Annotated in this window: 21 protein-coding genes; 1 reads left to right on the forward strand and 20 read right to left on the reverse strand. The window is 58.5% G+C overall.

Annotated elements, in window-relative coordinates:
• Nucleotides 1-35: 35 nt before the first annotated feature.
• From BMX17_RS19790 to BMX17_RS19870, 17 genes are all read right to left on the reverse strand, one after another.
• On the reverse strand, nucleotides 36-1316 hold the full coding sequence (locus BMX17_RS19790) for a phosphoadenosine phosphosulfate reductase domain-containing protein (protein WP_092663362.1): 1281 nt from the start codon (nucleotides 1314-1316) through the stop codon (nucleotides 36-38).
• A gap of 3 nt (nucleotides 1317-1319) precedes the next feature.
• The gene (locus BMX17_RS19795) at nucleotides 1320-1583 is read right to left on the reverse strand and encodes a hypothetical protein (protein WP_244515064.1); all 264 of its coding nucleotides are present in this window, start codon (nucleotides 1581-1583) and stop codon (nucleotides 1320-1322) included.
• A gap of 41 nt (nucleotides 1584-1624) precedes the next feature.
• Nucleotides 1625-2482 (reverse strand): hypothetical protein, encoded by an 858-nt coding sequence (locus BMX17_RS19800; protein ID WP_092663364.1) that lies wholly within the window; start codon nucleotides 2480-2482, stop codon nucleotides 1625-1627.
• Between the two features lie 9 nt (nucleotides 2483-2491).
• Entirely contained in the window at nucleotides 2492-3697 is a 1206-nt protein-coding gene (locus BMX17_RS19805) for a hypothetical protein (protein ID WP_092663366.1), read from the reverse strand.
• A gap of 38 nt (nucleotides 3698-3735) precedes the next feature.
• Nucleotides 3736-4131, reverse strand: coding sequence for a hypothetical protein (locus BMX17_RS19810; RefSeq protein ID WP_092663368.1), 396 nt, complete (start codon nucleotides 4129-4131; stop codon nucleotides 3736-3738).
• A complete protein-coding gene (locus tag BMX17_RS19815; RefSeq protein WP_092663370.1) occupies nucleotides 4124-4351 on the reverse strand; it encodes a hypothetical protein in 228 nt (75 codons plus the stop codon). The genes BMX17_RS19810 and BMX17_RS19815 overlap by 8 nt, the downstream gene beginning before the upstream one ends.
• A complete protein-coding gene (locus tag BMX17_RS19820; protein ID WP_092663372.1) occupies nucleotides 4348-4929 on the reverse strand; it encodes a hypothetical protein in 582 nt (193 codons plus the stop codon). The genes BMX17_RS19815 and BMX17_RS19820 overlap by 4 nt, the downstream gene beginning before the upstream one ends.
• 148 nt (nucleotides 4930-5077) lie before the next feature.
• Nucleotides 5078-5266 (reverse strand): hypothetical protein, encoded by a 189-nt coding sequence (locus BMX17_RS19825; RefSeq protein ID WP_092663374.1) that lies wholly within the window; start codon nucleotides 5264-5266, stop codon nucleotides 5078-5080.
• A gap of 42 nt (nucleotides 5267-5308) precedes the next feature.
• Nucleotides 5309-5752, reverse strand: coding sequence for a dual specificity protein phosphatase family protein (locus BMX17_RS26375; RefSeq protein ID WP_170845493.1), 444 nt, complete (start codon nucleotides 5750-5752; stop codon nucleotides 5309-5311).
• 7 nt (nucleotides 5753-5759) lie between these two features.
• A complete protein-coding gene (locus tag BMX17_RS26380) occupies nucleotides 5760-6290 on the reverse strand; it encodes a DUF6884 domain-containing protein (RefSeq protein ID WP_170845494.1) in 531 nt (176 codons plus the stop codon).
• Between the two features lie 60 nt (nucleotides 6291-6350).
• A complete protein-coding gene (locus BMX17_RS19835) occupies nucleotides 6351-7673 on the reverse strand; it encodes a methyl-accepting chemotaxis protein (RefSeq protein ID WP_092663378.1) in 1323 nt (440 codons plus the stop codon).
• Between the two features lie 130 nt (nucleotides 7674-7803).
• Complete coding sequence (locus tag BMX17_RS19840; protein WP_092663380.1) at nucleotides 7804-9306, reverse strand: hypothetical protein; 1503 nt, start codon at nucleotides 9304-9306, stop codon at nucleotides 7804-7806.
• 247 nt (nucleotides 9307-9553) lie between these two features.
• Complete coding sequence (locus BMX17_RS19850; protein WP_092663384.1) at nucleotides 9554-12565, reverse strand: VWA domain-containing protein; 3012 nt, start codon at nucleotides 12563-12565, stop codon at nucleotides 9554-9556.
• 176 nt (nucleotides 12566-12741) lie between these two features.
• Nucleotides 12742-12939: a hypothetical protein gene (locus tag BMX17_RS19855; RefSeq protein WP_092663386.1), complete on the reverse strand. Its 198-nt coding sequence runs from the start codon at nucleotides 12937-12939 to the stop codon at nucleotides 12742-12744.
• Nucleotides 12940-12990: 51 nt separating this feature from the next.
• Nucleotides 12991-13251, reverse strand: a complete 261-nt coding sequence (locus BMX17_RS19860) for a hypothetical protein (RefSeq protein WP_092663388.1) — start codon at nucleotides 13249-13251, stop codon at nucleotides 12991-12993.
• 16 nt (nucleotides 13252-13267) lie between these two features.
• On the reverse strand, nucleotides 13268-15283 hold the full coding sequence (locus tag BMX17_RS19865; RefSeq protein ID WP_211611403.1) for an AAA family ATPase: 2016 nt from the start codon (nucleotides 15281-15283) through the stop codon (nucleotides 13268-13270).
• Nucleotides 15284-15311: 28 nt separating this feature from the next.
• A complete protein-coding gene (locus BMX17_RS19870) occupies nucleotides 15312-16967 on the reverse strand; it encodes a hypothetical protein (RefSeq protein ID WP_092663390.1) in 1656 nt (551 codons plus the stop codon).
• 98 nt (nucleotides 16968-17065) lie between these two features.
• Here BMX17_RS19870 and BMX17_RS27580 point away from each other — a divergent pair, with 98 nt between their 5' ends.
• Entirely contained in the window at nucleotides 17066-18139 is a 1074-nt protein-coding gene (locus tag BMX17_RS27580) for an archaellin/type IV pilin N-terminal domain-containing protein (RefSeq protein ID WP_170845495.1), read from the forward strand.
• A 93-nt stretch (nucleotides 18140-18232) separates the two neighbouring features.
• On the opposite strand, the gene BMX17_RS19880 is transcribed toward BMX17_RS27580, so the two are convergent.
• The 3 genes from BMX17_RS19880 to BMX17_RS19890 form a co-directional block, all read right to left on the reverse strand.
• On the reverse strand, nucleotides 18233-18466 hold the full coding sequence (locus tag BMX17_RS19880) for a type II toxin-antitoxin system HicA family toxin (RefSeq protein ID WP_280141424.1): 234 nt from the start codon (nucleotides 18464-18466) through the stop codon (nucleotides 18233-18235).
• Nucleotides 18467-18748: a type II toxin-antitoxin system HicB family antitoxin gene (locus BMX17_RS27725; RefSeq protein ID WP_092663396.1), complete on the reverse strand. Its 282-nt coding sequence runs from the start codon at nucleotides 18746-18748 to the stop codon at nucleotides 18467-18469.
• Nucleotides 18749-18805: 57 nt separating this feature from the next.
• A partial coding sequence (locus tag BMX17_RS19890) for an IS6 family transposase (RefSeq protein WP_092663402.1) occupies nucleotides 18806-19351 on the reverse strand: 546 nt, incomplete at its 5' end.

A 19351-nucleotide genomic window follows, 5' to 3' on the forward strand; every position in this document is an offset into this window, starting at 1 on the left:
AGAAACTGGACTTTGTGCGACTAGGGGATCGCCATTCATCGACTGGCGTCGTCGAGTGTGACCTGCGTGGTTCGACTAGCGACAGATTCTTCGCTGGTACTGCCGAGAGTCTGCGGTTCGCAGTGCTGTTGGCGGCTGTCTGTCTCGGTTTCGGGCGTGATCGTCTGCTGGATTGTGTTCTCTTCGAGAGCGGCCGCAGCCTCCTGTTGGCGGCGCTTGACCGAAGCCGCGACTTGGCTGGCCCGGCCTTGGCACGTTTCGCAGAGTGTTTGCTGGCAGCTGTCCGCGTCGGCAATCCGTTCCCGCAGGTCGGTATGAGACATTCCGCCGTGACCGATGTAGCAGGTTTCATCGAGTCGTCCTCGCTGGATGGCCTGCTCTTTGTCGACTGCAGCGATGCTGTCGAAGATGCCGGGATACTCGTTTTTGAGGACGGTGAGTCGCATCGGGTTGGGCTTGGTCTGTTTCCGAAGCGAACTCACCTCTTCGTAGATGTCGGGATGTTCGTCTTCCAGCAGATAGACGCGACCGCGGTATTCTTGCACGCGCTGCTCCGTATTCAGTAACCATTCGGCGTGGTCTGGGAATTTTGCTTGGAGGTTGACGAGTTCCTCGTCGCGATGGCCGTAGGCGAGACAGAAGCAGTCGCCACTGCGGTGGATCTTTCGGGCGACGGGGTTACGCGGGAGGTTGTGACGGCCGCGATACTTGGCGACCCACTCATCGGATTTGTCGATGAGTGGTGAGAGCCACCAACCGCGGAAGTTGCCACCGTTTGAAGGATCTTCGTACTGGACTTCGGCTTCGATGTTTTCCATACGGCGATCGGATTCGAGGCGACGGACGCCAGAGAAGTACTTCACGCCGCCGGCCCGATGCCGGCTGAAGTAGCCCAGTTGCCGCCCCTTGAAGTAGATATAGGCCTGCCGGTGGAGGCTTGGACCGGGGAACGCGTACCGGTAGGCGAACAGGTCGAACGGCATCGGCGAGGAGATGATGAAGAAGGGCCAGTTGAACTTCTTACATATTTCCCGCACGTAGTCGATATTTGCCGGCAGCGATGAGTTCGTTGCAAGATGGATAACGAAATCCGCCATGTCGTTCTCCATGGCGAGATGGGTGAGGGCGAGCGAGTCATCCCCTCCAGAGAAGAGGACAGCGCGGTCTTTTCCACCGCCGACGCCAGAGGTATCGAGAACGCGGCTGATCTCCCAGATGTCCACGGGATCTGAGCTTGGTTCTGGTTTCGAGAGATGCTCGGACTGGACAGTTTCCTCTGGTGGTCCGATTTCCTCGTAGCCGTCGAGTTCGATCATGGGTCACTCGATCTCTTCGAGCGTGACAAAGAACGGCCCCTGCCACTTTCGAGCCTTTTTCGGTGCGTTTTGGTGGTTTCGTAACTGGTCAGACTCTGCGGTGTTGTCTTCGAGTAGTTCGCCGTCTTCGTCGATTGCGTCGTCCCGGGGGACTGTGAACTCGAAGGCATCCCCGGTGAGCGCGTATCCGTTGTCCCAGACCTGTGGATAGAATTTCACGTGAACCTGCTCGCTGTCTGCCGTCTGCTGTGGATTGGTACTGCTCATGGCTCGCGTCGCCCGCTGGCGAGAAACAGTGGAACCTGTACTCAGGGAGGGTCTTTCAGTCGTTCTGCGACGTCGACTGGCACGAGACGGGGGGCAGGATATGTGTATGTTCGGATTGCGTCTCCAGAGGCGATTTCTTGGAGCCGTTCGGGATCGTCGTCCCATTCATCCGCCTCTGGGAGATCAGACTCGAAGGCGACGGTTGCGACGGAAGCGTCGTCCGGATAGTTCTCGTTGTAGTCGGCGACGGTGTCGGTGTCGGTGACGTAGTGGGCGTCGGCGGAGTCAGGTGGGAGCGCGACGACGACGGCAACGCTTGCGGTGTCCTCTGGCCTGAATGTCGTAGTATCCCCAGTATCCAGAACGCGCATACCGACTTCGAGAGTGTGGGCCGCTTCGGGATCAAGTGTGGTCGCAATCTGCTTTGCTGTTTCGACGCGGTCGTCAATGTAGTTTGAGAGACTGGCGACGTTCTCACCGTCTCGGATTCGGGATTTGATTTCCTCGAACAGCGACTTGCAGATTCGCTCCTGTTCTGTCGTCGCTGTCTCGTATCGTTGTTTTTCTGTGTCGTTGCCGTGGCGGTAGCCCAGTAGTTTGTGATCCCGGAACAGTTGGTGGACGCGCCGCGAGGCTTCGTCGTACAGGTCGCTAACCTGTGCCCAGTCGGCAGTGCCGTCGAGTGACTTCTGTCTGTATTCGCTGTCAGTGACGATTTTCTCGGCGAAATTCCGAGCGTACTGCTCGTGAAACTCGTCGTAGTAGAACCAGCGTGTCACACTGTAGTCGTCACCGTTGATGAAGACGACTTCTGTCGCACCGACGGGGCCGCCGGTGTCGAATTCGACGGTAATACTGGCATCGCCAATCTCGTATGTGTCGATTGTGCCGCGTGCCATTTTTTCAGTTCATTTGAGGGCGTCAAACGTCGTTGAGACGTGATATCCGAAGTTGTAGTCTTCGACGGATGTTGAATCTAGGTGGCTGTTGGCGTTGAGCCCGACTTGTTTGAGAGTGGCCAATGCTTCGGGGAGTGTTTTGGGGAGGTCATCTGTGTTCGTGGATGGCTCGAAGTCAATCGACTGCGGTTCTAGTTCAGATGGATCCAGCCCGACTGTATCGAAGAGGTCATCGACGACTGCTTCGCGTGGTTGGTGGAACGAAAACTCACCAAAATCAAAACAGAACATCGTTGTTTCTCCGAGGTCGTGTAGTGTCACGTTGACTTTGTCTGGCTCCTGCTTGACAAGCCGGTGGATTGCGATGGTTTTCACTGAGTATAGCGCTTTTTTCTGAATGGAGTAGGCTCGGGCTTCAGCTCCGGCGTTGGCTTGATATGCGTCATCGGCTTCAATGTCAAGGCGTTTCGCGTGTCGGTTGATTGTGAAAACCGCCTCAAGAATGTCGTCTGACCAGATGAGTGGGTCTAGCTCTCCGAAGTCAATTGATGGATGTCGAGATGGGAGAGATATGTCTAGTTCACGTTTTTCGTAGTCCGGTTCTGATGGCCATTCTGAAAGGTCATCAAGTGGTTCGATACGGACAATTGTTCCGACCTGGATCCGATCGAAACCTCTGGCGTCCGTTTCTGCATTTTCCCCGTGTGTAACATACAGAGTGAGTGTCGGATATTCGATTGGGACCGGGGGTCGATCTGGCTCATCATCGATCTGATCGTTCCACTCTGTGAGTAACGGCGAATCGTCTGGGAGTGGCTCAAGATGGTCGAATCTATAGTCATCATCGGACGCCTCGAAGAGGTTGTCTTCGCGACTTGCCCAGACTTCGAGTCTCCGATTCATATCGGTGAACGGGTCGTGTGGATCGACTGCATCGTGTTCTTGATGTCTAGAAAGGCCTACTCGCTCCCATTCGGTTGCAGGGAGGTGGACTCCACCAAAACTGGAGACATTGAGACCACCGTCTTCGACACTGGCCTGTTCGATTACGGCGTCGAAAGACGATACTTCTGCAGTAGTTGTTTCTGGAGTCCCACTAGAGTACGGCTCTGTTGGAATCGTGAGTTGGCTGTTCTTGAGAAAGAATCGGGCAGGATTCCCTTCGTTTGCTACAAGATGGTGCGCGACGACATCCGGTGGATCTTGCTCTGGCATCTGTGAGTGTGTTGGGTATCTCTTGGAGAGTTCTAGTTTTAGGTATTGTCCTGGGTCTGGTCCCAGTCGTCGCGCTGCTTTGCCTGCTCAAGCGCGTCGGCAGGATCGAGCGATGCTTCCACGGCGCCGGCGAGTACTCGGTCGGGATATATCTGCACAGTCTCTTGTCCCGTGTCGAACTCTGCAACGGGGGGCTCGTCGACCGTGAGTTCGTGCTGCTCGCGAAGGCTGGTCGGTGGCCGACGCTCGAGTTCGATGACAGTCTGCCGGCCCGGTTCTCGCGGGTCGTCGCGGGACCGAATGCCGTAGGGCTTGAGTGCGTCTCGTGCGTTCCTGGTCAGTGGGCGATTGGGACTTACGACGGTGGTCGTCTCTGGTACTGGATCGAGCGACGGCTCGGCAGCTGGTGCGGTAGCCTGCTGGCTGTTACTCATCGTTTCCCTCTCGAATATCGACACTGACGGTCGTGTCCTCTGTGACCGGATTTTCGATCTCACTGTAGCGACTGACGTGTTCGTTGTAGTCTTCGAGCAGCAGACTGATCTCTGCTTCGAGTTCGTCGGCGAGGTGGACGTGGTCGGCTTCGTCTGCTGGCAGTTCGAGGTTCGTGATGGCGATCTGGGCGAGGCCGGTGGCCTGGTCTGAATCGGTCATGAGTGGTGTTCGGACAGCGTGCTGTTTCGATCGATCGATGCACCGACGCCGAGCCGGTCGCGGCGGGCGTCGGATTCGTCTGTGTTGTCGGTGGCGTCAGGCTCGTAGTCGCGGCCAAACCGCCCGACCGGCGGCACGTCGTTGTCGTCGGTGAACTCGGGGAGCGCGGTGACTGGCTTAGGCTCATGTCGGAGGCCGCAGACGTCGATCTCGATGTGGCCGCCGATGGTGTAGCGACCGAAAATGTCGGTTGTTGCATCCGGTTCGACCACGGCAGCAACTTCGAACAACCGGTAGACGCCGGGTCCGTCACACGGATCGTCACAGGACGCACTGTGGCCGAAGTGGGGGACTTTGCAGATGTCTGCCGGCTTCGGAACGTGGGGATGCGTGGCGGCGATGACCTCCACGTCGCCGAAGGTTTGGAGTTCGAGGACTTCTTTCACTGACCGTCCGTGGTCGGGGCTGACGATTTTCTCGAGATGCCGGAGTGAGTCGGCATTGATCTCCACGATCACAGAGATTTCCCGACAGAGTTGCTGGTCCGGTGCTGTGGCTTGGTCGCTCTGGTCTGTCATGTCTTGTTGGACCGACTTGGAATTTTCTGGCATATGCTTCACGTTCTAGGTGGCGAGAAACGACTGGTGGTGAGGGGCTACGACCGTGTCTTCTGTGCGATGTGTCCCCTCCTGTCGGTGCTACAGCGAATGGGACGTTCTGTCGGGCTTAGGCCCCCCCGACCTCGACGCCGACGCGGAACTCGCCTTGCTCGGTGTCGATGTAGCCTTCGGCGTCGGCGTGGTCGATGGCTGCTTCGAAGGAGTCCCAGCCGCTGCCGAGGCTCCGGTACTCGCCGGTTCGGTCGTTGTAGACGAAGACAACCTCGTGGTTTTCGGGTGACTGATTGATGGACATTGCACTCCTGCTGCTGGCGAGAAACAGACCTGACTCAGACGACTACTCGTTGGTGCTGGCGTATCTCTCGGCGAATTCTTGGAACCATGCGGGTGTGAAAATCATTGTGTCGTGACAGTTCCTGATAATATCGGCGGCTTCGTCGTAGGAGAGGTCTTCCAATTCCATGATAACCGCAATAGATGCATTCACCGACCGACACACTCCGCTCTCGCAGTGGACCAATGTCTTTCTCCCAGCACGCATATGCTCAAGAGTGGTCTCCACAGCCTCTGCAAACAGATCATATGAAAATTCAAGTTCGTTGTTTTCCGAGCCATGTTCGTCTGGGGAGTCTGAGAGAAGATACTGGTGATAGTACTCGCAATCTACTTTATCAGCGGTGTTAAACCGGCAGATGGAAACGACCGCATCGAATTCGGTCACTTCGTTGTCCGCGATATACTGGTGATGTGTCAGCCACAGATCGTCGATGACCTGATTCATCGTGACATCATCTAGTGGTTGTGTGGAAAGGCGGGAGGGATTCGTTGGCGTCGATTGTTTTTCGAAGCCAGCCCATCTGGTCGCCAATCCCGTCGAAATCGTGTTCCTCAAACGGGTAGACTGTCCGATATTCTGAAAGCACGGATCGGACTTGCTCTGGCAGGTAGTGCGACGTAGCGAGAACGACGATGGTGCCGACAGGCTCGCGTTCGTGGAGTTGCGTCGCCAGTTCCACGCAGACCTGATCAGCCCACTCAGCGACCGCTTCATCCCCGATGTAGCTGTCGTCCTGGGGCCGGAGTGAGGCATCATACGTCGTGAGCGGCTCGTTCGGCTCAACGACGCCATGTTCTCCGGAGAGGATCAGCTGATCGTCGCACAATTCTTCTGAGAATTCCTGCTTGAGGGAGGCATACGACGAGTTGTAGAGGTCCTTCGCTGGGACTGTTTCACCGTCGTCAAGATCCTGCTTGCTACTGCCACAGGCGATGAGGGCGATGTCGGTCGTGCCACGAGTGGTGTGGAGGGCGTTTGCCATGGGAATACTCTGCTCTCTCGGTTGCGAGAAACGGTGTTCGCTTGCTGACTGGTGGTTGGTCTAGAGGTTGCTCTGGACGTCGAGTTCGTTCATCGCGTCGACGTCTTGGCTGATCTCTTGGATTTTCGCGGTTTGCTGTTCGTTGGCGGCTGCAATTGCTTCGGCTTCGCTGGCCACATCTTCGAAGTCTTCGGCCGTTTCGTCGATCATGCTAGCGATTTCTTCGGTGCTTGCGGCTTGGTCGTCGGTCGCGTCTGCGACTTCGGCGACGCCGTCTGAGACTGCTTCAACTACTTTGGAGATGTCTTTGAATGTTTCCCCGGAATTCCGGACTTTCTCAGCGCCGTCCTGGACCACCCTGTTGGTTTCTTCGAGACTGGAAACCGTGTCGGTGGTGCTTTCACGGACGTGTGCGACGATTTCTTCGATTTCGGAGGCTCGTTGTTGGGACTCTTCGGCGAGTGATTTGACTTCGTCGGCAACGACGGCGAACCCGTCGCCGGCTTCGCCAGCACGGGCGGCTTCGATGGAGGCATTCAGTGCCAGCAGGTTTGTCTGGTCGGCGATGTCGTTGATCACGTCGACGAGTTCGTTGATCTCTTGAATCCGGTCGTTGAGTTCTCGAACGTCGTCTGTTGCTTCGGCAGCGGCGTCCTCGATACCGGCCATGATCTCGATGGTCTCCTCAGCGTCTTCTTTCCCGGCTTCGGCCTTTTCTCGAGCCTGCTCGCTCGTTGTTTTGACCTCGTCTGCTGTGGCCGCGATTTCTTCGACTGTTGCACTCAGTGATGCGACTTCTTTCGAGACGTTCGTGATCGAGTCCAGTTGCCTGTTGGCCTGCTGGCTAATCTCCTGTGAGTTGTCAGCGACTTCTTCAGACGACGCTTTGAGTTCGTCAACGGCGGATTTGATGCTTTGGCTTGCGGCTTTCTGATCGGAGATATCGCGGAATGTCTCGCTGATGGCAACAATATCGCCTTCCGGGTCGTGAATGGGCCGGACAACCAATTCCGTAGGGATGACCCGCCCGTCGTAGCTTTCTTTCTCGACTTCGACGCGGATTTCGTCCTTGCCTTCGTCGACGATCTGTTTGAGAGTGCAGTTGCCAGTCCCGCAGACTTCCGGATTGCAGAACTGGTCGTAGCATTTCACGGTCGCGCTATTTTCTGCGTCGACGCCGCCGAGTTGCTTCATTTGCTCGTTTTCCACAACGACGTTGAAATCCAGATCGAGAATCCGCATCGCGGCGCCGGTCGACTCCATTACCTGCTTGAGATTGTTGGTTAGTACATCCCAGAGTTCGTCTTCTGGGAGTTCTTTGCCAGCGAAAATCTGTTGAGAGAAGTCTTCTCCTGCTGTTGAACCGTCTTCAGTGGTGGCCATGTGTCGGGTATTTCATGCTCTGCAATTCAGTCTTGTTGCGATTCCCACGCGGCGAGAGGGGCTCTGCTCGGGGGTGGTTTGGACTGCTGCCTCAGTTGTTGGAGTAGCGAGACGGGGCTTCTCGCCATTCTCACGGGGTGTCTCTTGATGAGCGCGCTGGCTCAAACGAGTCTGGTGTCGCCGCTCCTCGTGGACCAGAAAAGCGTCTGTCGTCCGTTTCCCACGCTGAAACGCGTCGCCGAGCCGTTCCGGTGAGTGGCTTGGAGTGGAGCGATTCGGCTAGTTCCACCAACCGCTCGTACGTGCGCTGGCAGGATTGCCGAGCGGGGAGTGCAACCGGATCTTCGTCAACGTAGGCGCAGTCTGTCTCTCCGCCCCACCGAGTCTCGCTTGGGACGTGGATCTCGTACTGGATCGTGTACTCGTCTTGGCCGACAGGCCCGCTAAGAACCAACCGACGCGTGTACCGCTCGTTGATACTCTGCTCGTAGGTGACTCGAAGTGTTCCCGGCTGTCCGTCGTCCTGAACGACGCGTGGCTCCTTTGCGAGAGTCCACTCCTCTGGCGGTTGATGCAGGCACTCGTGGTGCCCGGGATGGGACCAGAGTTCGGGATCGTGTGTTTTCATCCAGTCGATGGCGACCGACCGCGCTTCTGCATCGCTGTACTCGGCTTGGACTTTCCCCGGGAGCGAGTCGGGTGGGAAGCGACCACGGACGCCGCCGAGTCTGTCGTCGCCGACCTCAACCCATGAAAAATCCGTGTGATGGTGGAGGATTTTGACGTATGCGTGCCCGTCGGACTGTTCCCATCGTTCGTGGCCGGTGAGTCGTGTCGGCGTATACTCCCAGCCGTTGACTTCCGAGGGCACGTTCTGGCAGTACTCGAAGTCCGAGTCGAATGGAGTTCCGTCTGGATCGGAAAGCAGTGTCGCAGTCTCGGCGCTGTCGATGCCGGGCCACTCGAGGTGGCTTGGCGGTGTATGCTCGTCGGCTCGCCGAACGTTCAGCTGGTAGCGCGGGACGGCGGTTGGTGCAGGTACCCCCTCCGTGTGTGTCATCGGCCAGTCGCCTTGCAGGATTCGGACGACGCCGCTGGTCTGCCAGTTGTCTTGGATCGCCCAGGCGTAGTTGCTGGCGTCGTGGAGGACAACGTTGTATCCTGAACCACTTGCCTGTGGTTGGATCCAGACGGCCCGTGTCCACTCCCACGGATTTGATCCACGGTCTTCTCGATCTGGTTCCGACAGCGCAACGTGCAGAATCGAACTTTTCTCCTCAGCATCTTTCGCCGCTAGCTTCGACACCCACTGCTCGTACTCTGTTTGGTGCTCATACCAGTGTGAGCTATCGAACTGGCCGCCGCTTGTGATACCGAACTGGCTCAAGCCGCTTCCGAGCAATTCACTCGTCGTGAGGGCACTGCTGTAGTCTGGATGGCAATCGATTGCGATTTGCTCTTCGTCCGGACTGGAACCGGTCTCCGTGAACTCGGTGAGACGATCTTGCAGTGTTTCAACGGCCTCACTGTGCGAGTCGACATGGAACCACTCGCCGTTGAGAGACGTGTGACAGAGTGCCCACGCATCATCGAGATACGGCGGTCGAATGTCGATCTGCAATTGGTCAGACATTCTCGGAGTTCTCGCTGTCGGATGCCGGGCGGTATCGGCACTGCTCGCAGACGAGGTGCCACTCGCCAGTGCGCTTCACGTCGATGAGGTGGGCCGCTTCGCATCGTGGGCAGACGTCGCCGTGGCTGTAGTCTCCGGGCCGTTCTTTCGGTTCAGGCGGTGAGTGCTGCCGTGGTCGGAGGGATCCGAACTGGAACAGGAGCATCGCTCTGTCTCGGTAGGGGGCGACAAACGACTGATTTCTCGTCTAGATGCCCGTCAGTAGCGACGCGAGGGTGTCGAGCTTCTCGGTCAGGTTCTCTTTGTTGAAGACGGTTCGAGAGGCTGTCCACTTGCCTTCCAACTCTGCTGCTCCGGGGGGCGCACGATTTCGGGCGCTGGTCGTGGCGAGTGTGAGCGAACAGACGGGGGGTTCGCCGAGTTGCTCTGCGACGGCGCCGGGACTGGCAGGCTGGCCGTCGGTCATGGTGATGATGAGCGGCTCCTGTTGCTGGCGGCGAACGAGCGCTTTCGCCAACTCAAGAGCGTCCGAAAGCGGTGTCCCACCGCCGGTCTCGGTCGTGAGCAGTGCGTCTTGGACATACTCAACATCGACGCTGAACGGCTTGATGAGGCGGGCTTCGTCTCGATAGAAGTCGATGACGGCGACGTTGATGCCGAGGTCTTCGGCTGCGGCGGCGAACGTCGCGACCGCCTGGACAGCTGGCTCGATCTCGTTGCTCCGGTACCCGCCCATCGATCCAGAGCGGTCTAGTACCAACACGAGCGCGTATTCTTTCTCGTCGCCGGGCGTTTTCCGCTCGAAGGCACGCGGATCACCGTAGGAGAGCTTGTAACCCTGTGCGGGATCGACTCGCCCGCTGGTTTGACCGGGGATGACGTCGCTCTGCTTGTCCATCGCGAGGACGTTCGCCAGCGTGTCGGCTACCTGTTCGGATTCGGCTTCGATGGTAGCCCACGTCTGCTGGTCAGCGACGCTGTTCTGTGTTGTTGGCTCAGTCTGGCCCGTTTCTGGCGTCGTGATCGAAGTGAGCGAGCCACTGCCCGCGCCCTGACCGCCTGGCGATTGCTCCCCAGTGGGATCGTCGTCAGTGTCTTCCAGCAGGTCGTTGATCTGGTCTAGCTCGTTGTTGACGGCGTCTGTGTTGGGTGTCGTCTGGTCGATTTCTTCGCGAGCTTTCTCTGCATCGGACTCGAGGGCGTCCGCGTCAATCTCAGGATCGATTGAGGGCGCACTTGGTTCGGAACGACTGCCGTTCTGCCCGTCGGAGTCAGACTGACTGGTTTCCTCGCCTTCGCTTGGAGTGGCGTCGGTGTCATCTGCTTCTGAGTCGTCGGGCTGATCCGGCTCGCCATCAGTATCCGATTCAGAATTCGTGTCAGCGTTTTCACTTTGCACGTGGGGTGTCTCGTCGTCACCGGACTCACCATCTGCATCTTCGCTTGGACTTCCGGCGTCGGCTTCAGAACCGTCTGTCTCGTCGCTACGCTCGTCGCTGTCAGCGTCGATGCTATTGTCCCCACTCTGCTCCTCTTCTTCGCCGGAGCGGCTTATGTCGCTGTCCGCGTCGTTCTCGTCGTTTTGCCCCAATGCGAAGTCGCCCAGTGCAGACTGGCCGCTACTGATTCCTGAGCTCCCATCGCTTGACCCGGGGTTTATATTGGGTCGGGTATCGCCGCTGGAACCACTGCTTGCCGCTGGGTCTTCCGAAGCGGGTCCGTCTTCGGCGCTGGCTGTGGTACCGCTAGCGTCTTCGCTGTCGTCTTGGCTCTCGCCCTGCGTCTGTTCGCTTCCATGATCTCCGGCACTATCGTCACTGGTGTCTGCTTCGGGAGATGTGTTCTCTTGGTTTGCTTCGGTGTCTCCGCTTGTTTCCGGTTCGTCGGCTCCCGGTTGGTCGTCTGCACCACTCCTCGCTTCCTGAGAGTCGGTTGCCTGCGATTCGTCTGTGTTTTCGTCGGCTTGCTCGGGGTCCGACGTGGACGGCTGGTTGGGCTCGGTGTCGACGTCGTCCGGCTCGGGCTCTTGTGGGTCGATGTCGGGATGGTCGGTGATCGACTGAAGCGGCGTCTCGTCGGTTTCCTGCCGCTCGGTCGTGACTGCTTCTGGGTCAGGTTGGCCGGCGGGCTGATCAGGACCTGCTTTGCTGTCTGATTGGTCGGTGTTGTCCTCGCTGTCCGGTTGGGCGCTGTTTTGCTGTCCTTGCTGCTCCTGTTGCTCCTGCGGTCCCTGCTGGCTCTGTTGCTCCTGTTGGGCTTGCTGGTCTTTATCGTGACTGTCCTGATTGTCTGCGTCGGTACTCTGAGCCTCTTCACCTGACTCTTGTGGCGAATCCGGTGAAGACTCGTTCCTGTCTTCGCTCTCGAAGAACGGCGCCATGTGGGCCGTCCAGAACTCAGTGAGTCGGCGAGCGCGCTGAATGGAGGCTTCCTTGCCGTAGAGTCGGATACTGTCTTGCTGTTCGTTCCGAAGACCGTGGAGATCGGCGGCGAGTTGCTTGAGCGGCTCGTGGATCGAGAGGAAGGCGTCTTCGTCTGCGTCGGAGGCGAAGGTGATTCGGTCGTCGTCGGGGTCGGCGAGAACGGGGCCGACGCCAGTGTAGGTTTCGGACCCCGGGAAAATCGCGTAGTCGTATAGCGCGCCCGTGACCGCATCCCAGAAGGAGAATTCGGCCCCATGTTCGACGTCGGAGAGCGGCTGGCTGACGATTCGGCGAATGAGCGTCAACTGCGTCGTTGCTTGGTCGGTGAAGGCATCGGCCCGGCGGGCTTCGGCCTCGATGACGCCGTCTTCGCCGATATTCAGTAGCTCGTGGGCTTTCTCGCGCTGGGCCTCGCTGTCGATCTCTTGCTCGATGATCTCGGTCTGGCCGCTAACGTTCGTGAGCAGGAGGTGCAGCAGTTCGTGGAGGACGATGCCGTGTTGGTAGGCACGATCGACAGTGGCTTGGTCGGAAATCGGGAGCGACGACGTATCGGCTGGCTGGCCGGTAACGGCGATCAGGTAGTCGCCGTCGATGCTGTCGGCGAGGTGGGCAGCGGCGTCGGCGTCAAGGCCGGCGTCGCTCGTGAGTGCGTCCGCTGTCGCGGGCATGATGAAGCCTGTATCGACACTCGGCAGGACGCGCAGGTCGACACGTGCCTCGAGATGAGGCGGCAGGAGTCCGGTAACAGTGTCCGCAAGCCGTTGCTCGCGAACACTGCTGGTCCGGACGTGTGCGGCTTCGTCGGGTGTGAAAGTGTCTGGTGCAAGTGACATGGCTCTGGGCGAGTGGATCTGGCTCGGCTACTCCGCCAGCGAAAAACTGAGCGCGTGAGACGTGGATAGACCGTAGTTCGTAGTGGGAGGACTAGTGCCGCTTCAGGCGTGAATCGCTAGATTCACAGGACACAACGCCTCTTGATTAATTCTAGCAGTTCAGAACTGAAGCAGCACTAGGCCGGAAGTACTTCGGAATGGGATTCGATGCTGACCGGATCAATGAGCCCGATCCCATCGCCGGTGAGGGAGATGATCTGGTTCTCCACTTCGGTCACGAGGACGTTGTCGCGGCCGTATTCTGTCGCAAGTTCGTTGTGGACGGCTTCGATCTCGGCTTCTTGCTTGGAGTTCTCGGGGATGATGAAGGTCATGCTTCACTGCCCTGGAAGCGAGAAACTTCTGTTGAGACGGCCGACAGCCAGTCACTTTTCGATCTCCTGCCACCAACCGGACTGGAGTGAGCGGGCGACATTCCGAATCGACATACTCTTCTCCTTGGTTTTGCCGTTCGCTTCAATCACAAACTCGACATTCCGGATGCCCGCGCCGCTACACTTGAGGTCAGTGACAGTGATGTCGCCAACCTTGTCACCGTCTTCGTCCCCCATCCGGAACCATTCAAACTGCGCGCCCTCTTCGACTCCGTGGCTCGCCGCGATTTCTCGGGCTTCGTCAAGTTGCATTGGTCTGTTTAGTCGTTCAGTCAACGATATTTCGGAGCGTCTGGTGTGCGGCGTCGGGATTCTGGTTCGGTTCTGCCACGGCCCAGAGGACGTTTTTCATCGCCGCCCGGGGACTCGCCCCGTCATCGATGTGTTCGCAGACGGTCATCAGCGATCGGGTCGAGACCGTCGGCCAGGACTCGTTTTCCCGCGTCTTGTGAGCCATCTCGACGAGTTGGCGGAGCGTCTCCCGTGAGGCCGTCTGCCAGTTCCGGTTGGCCTGTCGAGCGACTGCTTCGGTTTCCGTTTTGACATCCTGGGGATACTGATGCTGGAAGCGACGGAACCGTTCCCGCGTCGCCGAGTTCATCGGCTCGGAATCGCGGTACTCACGCGTCGGCGGGTTCATCGTCACGATGATCCGCGCTTGTGGATGTGGCTCGACCAGCTGGCCGTGGCTCTTGATCAGGAGCTTTCCTTCGTTGAGGAGGCGGTGCATCGCCATCGCTGCACCTGCCCGCATCGTGGGGAACTCGTTGATGACCAGCCACTCCCCGTTCAGGAGTGCTTGCTTGACGGGACCGCTTCGCGGTTCGATCACTCCGTTTTCATCGGGCGTCAGCGGCCCGAATAGGTCGTCCGGCGTGGTGGTCCGGTCGGCGTCGATGGAGCGGTAGCCATTGTTCGTCTTGTAGGCGAGATACTTGATGAGATAGTTCTTCCCGGCACCGCGCGGGCCTTCGATACAGACGGGAACCAGCCCACGCGCCAGTTTGTTCGCGATGAGGACGTCCATCTGGACCTGGAGACGCGGCTCGACCGGGACGGCAGGCGGGATGACTTCGCCGTCCGCGACCGGGAGGGCATCGTCACCGGCGTCGGGATGGGTTTCGGGCTTGGGGATCGACGGGTGGTCGTCGGTAGCGTTGACCGGCAGCCCAGTCTGTTCGGGGTCGTCAGCGTGCTGGCCGATCTCCGAGTAGTAGACGCTGTCGGCGTCGGTGATGTCACACTCTGCGATAGCTTGATACCGCGGATCGGGCACGTCGGCGTCCACGCTGTCCACGTCGACGACGCGAGCGGTCCCACTCCCAGCCTCGTTCGTCCGTGACTCGTACCGTTGCTTGTGTTGCTTGATGAGGCGAGGGGCAGTCGGGATCGCGGACGTGGCTTCGGCGATGATCGCGCTCGTCTGTTCGGCGTCCACGTCGGTCACGAACGCTTCGGCAGCAGTCGAAATCTGGTCGGCATCCTCGAGATCGACACAGAACGCTTTCTCGGCGGCTTCTTCCTTGATGACTTCGGCACGGGCTTCGTTGATGGTCGCGCCGGCTTCGGCTAGTTCTTCGATCGGCGCGTCGGCGATTTTGCGGAACGACTCCAGGCATTCTTCTTGGAGCCGGTCACGCTGAGTGTTCGAGACGCTGTCCAGATTCGTCAGCGGGCTTGGGGGGAGATACTGCGAGATATGATCGTCGGCGGCGTCTGCGAGGTCCTGAGTGTCCGTGAATGCCAGATCGCGGTAGGTCGAGAAGCCGGCGTGCGTGAGCGCGTCCAGTATCGCATCGACGTTCTCGAGTTCTGCCTGCCACTGGGCCGGAATTTCGTCTTGGAGAGCCTCGTAGTCGATGGGATCGGCCCGTTCTTCGAGTTCTTGCTCGATCTCTTTCTGGAGGGCTTCTGGATCGGCTTCGGAAAGGTCCTCGAACGAACTGTAGCCGAGTCCCTGCAGGACTGATGCGATGTCTTCGGTGACGCCGTTGAGGTCGGCGAAGTCAGCTGTCTCGAAGTGGGCGGCGACTGCATCGGGTTCGTCCCCGACAGGATCGACGCTTGTGATGACTTTCCCGTTGTCGTCCGAGCGAGAGATGCCGTACACGTCGCCGGCTCGCTCGTTGACTAGCTGCTCGATGTCGGCGTCGATGCCGAACTCGTCGGCGGCGGTCATCGCGAGCGTTTCGAGCGGGACCGACCCGCCTTCGGCGGCGAGAAGGCGATTGGCGAGGTGGCTCAGCGTCTCCTGCTCGGCAGTCTGGTGGTGTTGTGTACTCATGATTTCTCCTGTGGGGGCAGTGGGCCGCTCAGTCGTCGGCGGTCGTCATGTCGGCCGTGGGCGCGTCTGTGTCCCCCGCCTCGCGAGAAACGTCGTCGGTATCATCGCCCCCATCCGCATCACTGTCGGCGGTCTCGGCATCGCCGTCGTCGCCGTCACTGGCTTCCGCGTCTTCGATGTCGTCTTCGGAGACGAACGCGTCGATCTGGCGATCCACGGTTTCTTGGACCTGTTGGGCTTGGCCGGCCGCGATGTCGCTCAGGTCGAAGCCCTCCATGTCGTCGAAGTCTTCCAGGTCGTCCAGCGTGTCGCCCAGCGTCTGCTGGCTGTCGGGAAGGATCTCGGCATCGTCCTCCTCGTCGTCACTGTCGGCATCGCGCTGGTAGGCTTTGATCGCGACGCGGAGTTGCTGTTTGGGCTGGCGAACGAGTTTCCCGGCGACTTCGGCGAGTTCTTGGAAGCGACTGCTGCCACGCTCGCCGCCGTAGGCTTTCAGCAGTGCGATCTTGAGTGAAATCTGGAGGTTCCACAGGGTCGGCTGGCCGCTCGGGTTCGCCAGTGCCGTCGCCCGGTCGGCCGCCTGCTCGGCGATTGACCCGGAGAAGCCCAGATACTCGTAGAAGTCCGTCACGGAGAACGGCAGCGTGTTGAACTTGAGCGTGAGCATCCGCGCCCGGGCCAGGTCGCTACTGAGTTGCGTGGCGAAGCTGTCCAGCTCTTCGAGAATCTCGCTGTGCCACTCGGTCGGGGGCGTCCGGTTGGCGCTGCGCTCGTGGGACTCACTCATGAACTCCCCGACGTGCTTTCGGGAGAAGCGAGCGTCTTTCCCGGGCACGGGCATGGTTGTGTCGACAGCGGGAATGTAGACGACCGGCCGGGCCCAGATGGTGGACGACCCGCGGTAGTCGTAGCCGATCTGGGAGCCGTAGTAGACAGTGATTTCGCCGCCGTCGTCGGCGGCAGTCATCTGCCCGGCTTGGTCCTCGCCGACAGTCCCGAACTGGTCGATGAGGGCGTCACCGTCGCCGGGGAGGACGCTTCCCTCGTCGTCGACTTCGACGGTGTACTGCTTGTCGGGGAAGACGGTCGTGATCCGGCCTTCGCCGCCCCAGTCGTGGTAGTGGATCCAGCCGAACGGCGACGGATCGTCTGCACCTTCTTTCTGTGCGGCGACGACGAGCCGTTCGAGGAACGCCTGCATGTCGCCGGCCTCGTAGGAGGTCGTGGCGATCTGCCATCGGAAGCGGCAGTTGAATCCGAGCGTTCGGAGGGCGAGACGGCGACGGTCGATGATGTCTTTGTGGTCGGCAACCGGGATGTGCCGGCTGGCGTTTGCGGTGCTGGTGATGTCGTCGAGGTCGTGGCCGGCGGCCTGCTCGAGTTGTTCGACGTCCAGCCCGTCGACGTTGCGGATAGCCTCTTGATCGATGGTCGCCTCGGCGTCGTCAGCGACGAATTCGTTGACGGCCAGCAGGTCGCCGTTGCCCGGCACGGGGAGGACCTGAATGGCGTCTTTGAAACACTGGCTGGTATCGAAGCGGTCGCCACTGGCTGTGACGGCGTCAGGATACTCGCCCGAGCGGGTCAGGCCACAGAAGCCGACAGTGCCGTTGGGGCTGATCAGCGACTCGACCGATGCACTGAACGCGATCTCGCTTTCGGATGGAGTTTGGTTCGTTGTCATGCTCATCACCTGGAAGTGAACAGGCTACCTCCACTGCGGGCGAGAAAATGCCGTTGCCATGGCAAACCACTCTCAGGTCCTTAGAAACCAATTTATTTTTGGAACTGAAAATCACGACGCCAGTATTAACACCTTCTGTGATAGGTTATGGGTTAATGGCCCTATGGCGGCGGCTTTTGAGAAGTGTAGAGCGTGGTCAAGTCGGGATTGGAACATTGATAGTGTTCATAGCGATGGTACTAGTCGCGAGTATTGCTGGCGGTGTGCTTCTCTCAACCGCGGGGTTCTTACAAAGCCAGTCTGAGGAAACTGGGGAAGCGTCCTCTGCCCAGGTTTCAGACCGTGTTACTGTTATGAGCAAGTATGGGAAAGTCACGGAAGCAAACAACCGGCTTGTCCTCGATAGTAGCCAACTTGACGAGTACGAGAGTGGAAGAGAGGAGTACCGCGAGGAAATAATTGTAGAATTTGGCACAGTGTTCCTGTTTGGGGGCGGGGCAACAGCCGGTTGCTCACCGCCATTCCATCTTGTGCTGGATGGGGTGCGTTCTGAAGAACCATTTGCCGACTCTTATGCTGATGGCCCCGATTATGACCAACTCAAATTTGAGGAGACATCAGCGGGCGAAATTAGAGTAACTCATTTGGACCCTGATGGTGAGGATTACGTCATTACCACGTCAGAACCACCAATCTCAGCTAAGATCGTGGATGAAATGGACTGCAATAGCGATCTCCTTTTTGAGGACCCTGACGGTGACAGTGGGATGTGGTGGCTTGTCGACGAGACAGGGACTGCTGAAATTCGACCTGCAAGAGAGAGTCTCTCGCAGGTGAGTGTTACAGTACAGAGTGCACCCGGTGCGGGAGATGTTGACCTGACCGACGCTGTTGTAACGTACACAAGTGCAACGACGGTACAGCAGCTCACATATGCTGAAGGGAGCGCCAGTAAAACCACATTTACGACCGAGTCACTGGAAGACGATGATGCTATTCTTGAAGACGGCGAACAAGTTACTCTGAAATTAAATACGGCTGAGCTTGAACCAGGGCTCGGACTCAAGCCCGGTGCTGAAGTACAACTCAGTATCAATACGAGAAGCAGCGCAACTACCACCACTACAATAACAGTGCCTGACACATTCTCGCGGGCCGAACCATTGTTGTGAATCGCTTCGGGGTCAACCCCGAGGCACTCGGCTTGCCCCGCCTGTAGATGCGTCGTGAGTACGAGCGTCGGACCGAGTTCGGCGAAGGGGGGATCAGAGGATCTCGTCGATCCAAGCACACCACGACTGAAAGTCGTTCGCACCGCACTGGTCCGCGATGTTCCGGAGTGTATCGCCACTGACTTCTTTCCCCATTGGAATCGTGACGTTCCGGATCTCACCGGTCTCTGGGTGAATGTACCGGAGTTTCAGATGCATTCCGGCACGGTCGACGGGCTGATACCCCATCTCGCTCAGTGCGACGACAAGTTCTCGGCGCCGGCACAGCTACTCGGAAAACCAGGGTGATTCGGGTTCCTGTGGTTCGGCGGAGACCTCTTCGGGGTCAAGCCCTAAATCATGCAAGTCGGCGTCCGTGACCGGTTCCCCGATCTCTCCGGTATGCAGTGCTACGGCCTCGTCTAGGTTTACGAGCGCTTCAGATCGTGTTTCTCCGTGACTCGCCACACCAACCCCTTTGTCGATAGCGGACCACCGGCCATCGTTCTCTTGTACCAGCTGAATTTCACGCCGTGCTGAGTCTGAATCGCCAGTGTCGGCTTGAGCCATACCTTCACTTACACGAGAACGCAGTAAGACACTTCGGGAGAGGTCACCAGGTAGTGTTCAGATTAGCTGATTCCATGCGAAGGCGAACGATCGAAGCCAGTCGTCAGCTGTGTCTCGTTCGGCGTTGCTAAAACAGTTTGAGAACGAAGAGGTGCGTCGTTTTACCTCACGAAAGACACGTTCAACGGAATTCCGATTTCCGTGGCGTTCGTATCTGAAATCGAGGCCGTGTCGCTGGCAGGCGTCTTTCAGCGGTGCTGCACCATCGACGAGAAACACGGCGTCGTCGACATCGTGTTTCTCGCGGAGTTCAGCGAAAAACGCGTGAGTGAACGCGTTGGTTCTCACCGGTTCAAGCTTTGTGTGGAGTAATTCGTTCGTATCAGGATCGACGGCGGCGTACAGCCAGTAGCGCTCGTCGTCGAGCTGGATCACAGTCTCGTCAACCGCAACGTGATCCGGCTGGCGTCCGTCTTGGGGCTGTAGATCGGCCTTATGAACCCAGTTATGAACGGTGGATCGTGCGCGTTGGACACCGAATACCTCAAGAAACGAAACAGTATTCGAAAGCGAAAGTCCAGCCAGGTGTAGCTGAATACTGAG

Origin of the sequence: Halorientalis persicus (genome assembly GCF_900110215.1) — an archaeon.
Taxonomy (GTDB): domain Archaea; phylum Halobacteriota; class Halobacteria; order Halobacteriales; family Haloarculaceae; genus Halorientalis; species Halorientalis persica.

Coding starts and splice junctions, on each gene's coding strand:
- BMX17_RS19800 (WP_092663364.1), bottom strand. CDS start 2,482: ATGGCACGCGGCACAATCGACACATACGAGATTGGCGATGCCAGTATT.
- BMX17_RS19840 (WP_092663380.1), bottom strand. CDS start 9,306: ATGTCTGACCAATTGCAGATCGACATTCGACCGCCGTATCTCGATGAT.
- BMX17_RS26380 (WP_170845494.1), bottom strand. CDS start 6,290: ATGGCAAACGCCCTCCACACCACTCGTGGCACGACCGACATCGCCCTC.
- BMX17_RS19815 (WP_092663370.1), bottom strand. CDS start 4,351: ATGACCGATTCAGACCAGGCCACCGGCCTCGCCCAGATCGCCATCACG.
- BMX17_RS27725 (WP_092663396.1), bottom strand. CDS start 18,748: ATGGCTCAAGCCGACACTGGCGATTCAGACTCAGCACGGCGTGAAATT.
- BMX17_RS19870 (WP_092663390.1), bottom strand. CDS start 16,967: ATGACAACGAACCAAACTCCATCCGAAAGCGAGATCGCGTTCAGTGCA.
- BMX17_RS19810 (WP_092663368.1), bottom strand. CDS start 4,131: ATGAGTAACAGCCAGCAGGCTACCGCACCAGCTGCCGAGCCGTCGCTC.
- BMX17_RS19820 (WP_092663372.1), bottom strand. CDS start 4,929: ATGACAGACCAGAGCGACCAAGCCACAGCACCGGACCAGCAACTCTGT.
- BMX17_RS19855 (WP_092663386.1), bottom strand. CDS start 12,939: ATGACCTTCATCATCCCCGAGAACTCCAAGCAAGAAGCCGAGATCGAA.
- BMX17_RS19860 (WP_092663388.1), bottom strand. CDS start 13,251: ATGCAACTTGACGAAGCCCGAGAAATCGCGGCGAGCCACGGAGTCGAA.
- BMX17_RS19795 (WP_244515064.1), bottom strand. CDS start 1,583: ATGAGCAGTACCAATCCACAGCAGACGGCAGACAGCGAGCAGGTTCAC.
- BMX17_RS19825 (WP_092663374.1), bottom strand. CDS start 5,266: ATGTCCATCAATCAGTCACCCGAAAACCACGAGGTTGTCTTCGTCTAC.
- BMX17_RS19805 (WP_092663366.1), bottom strand. CDS start 3,697: ATGCCAGAGCAAGATCCACCGGATGTCGTCGCGCACCATCTTGTAGCA.
- BMX17_RS19865 (WP_211611403.1), bottom strand. CDS start 15,283: ATGAGTACACAACACCACCAGACTGCCGAGCAGGAGACGCTGAGCCAC.
- BMX17_RS19790 (WP_092663362.1), bottom strand. CDS start 1,316: ATGATCGAACTCGACGGCTACGAGGAAATCGGACCACCAGAGGAAACT.
- BMX17_RS19850 (WP_092663384.1), bottom strand. CDS start 12,565: ATGTCACTTGCACCAGACACTTTCACACCCGACGAAGCCGCACACGTC.
- BMX17_RS26375 (WP_170845493.1), bottom strand. CDS start 5,752: ATGAATCAGGTCATCGACGATCTGTGGCTGACACATCACCAGTATATC.
- BMX17_RS19835 (WP_092663378.1), bottom strand. CDS start 7,673: ATGGCCACCACTGAAGACGGTTCAACAGCAGGAGAAGACTTCTCTCAA.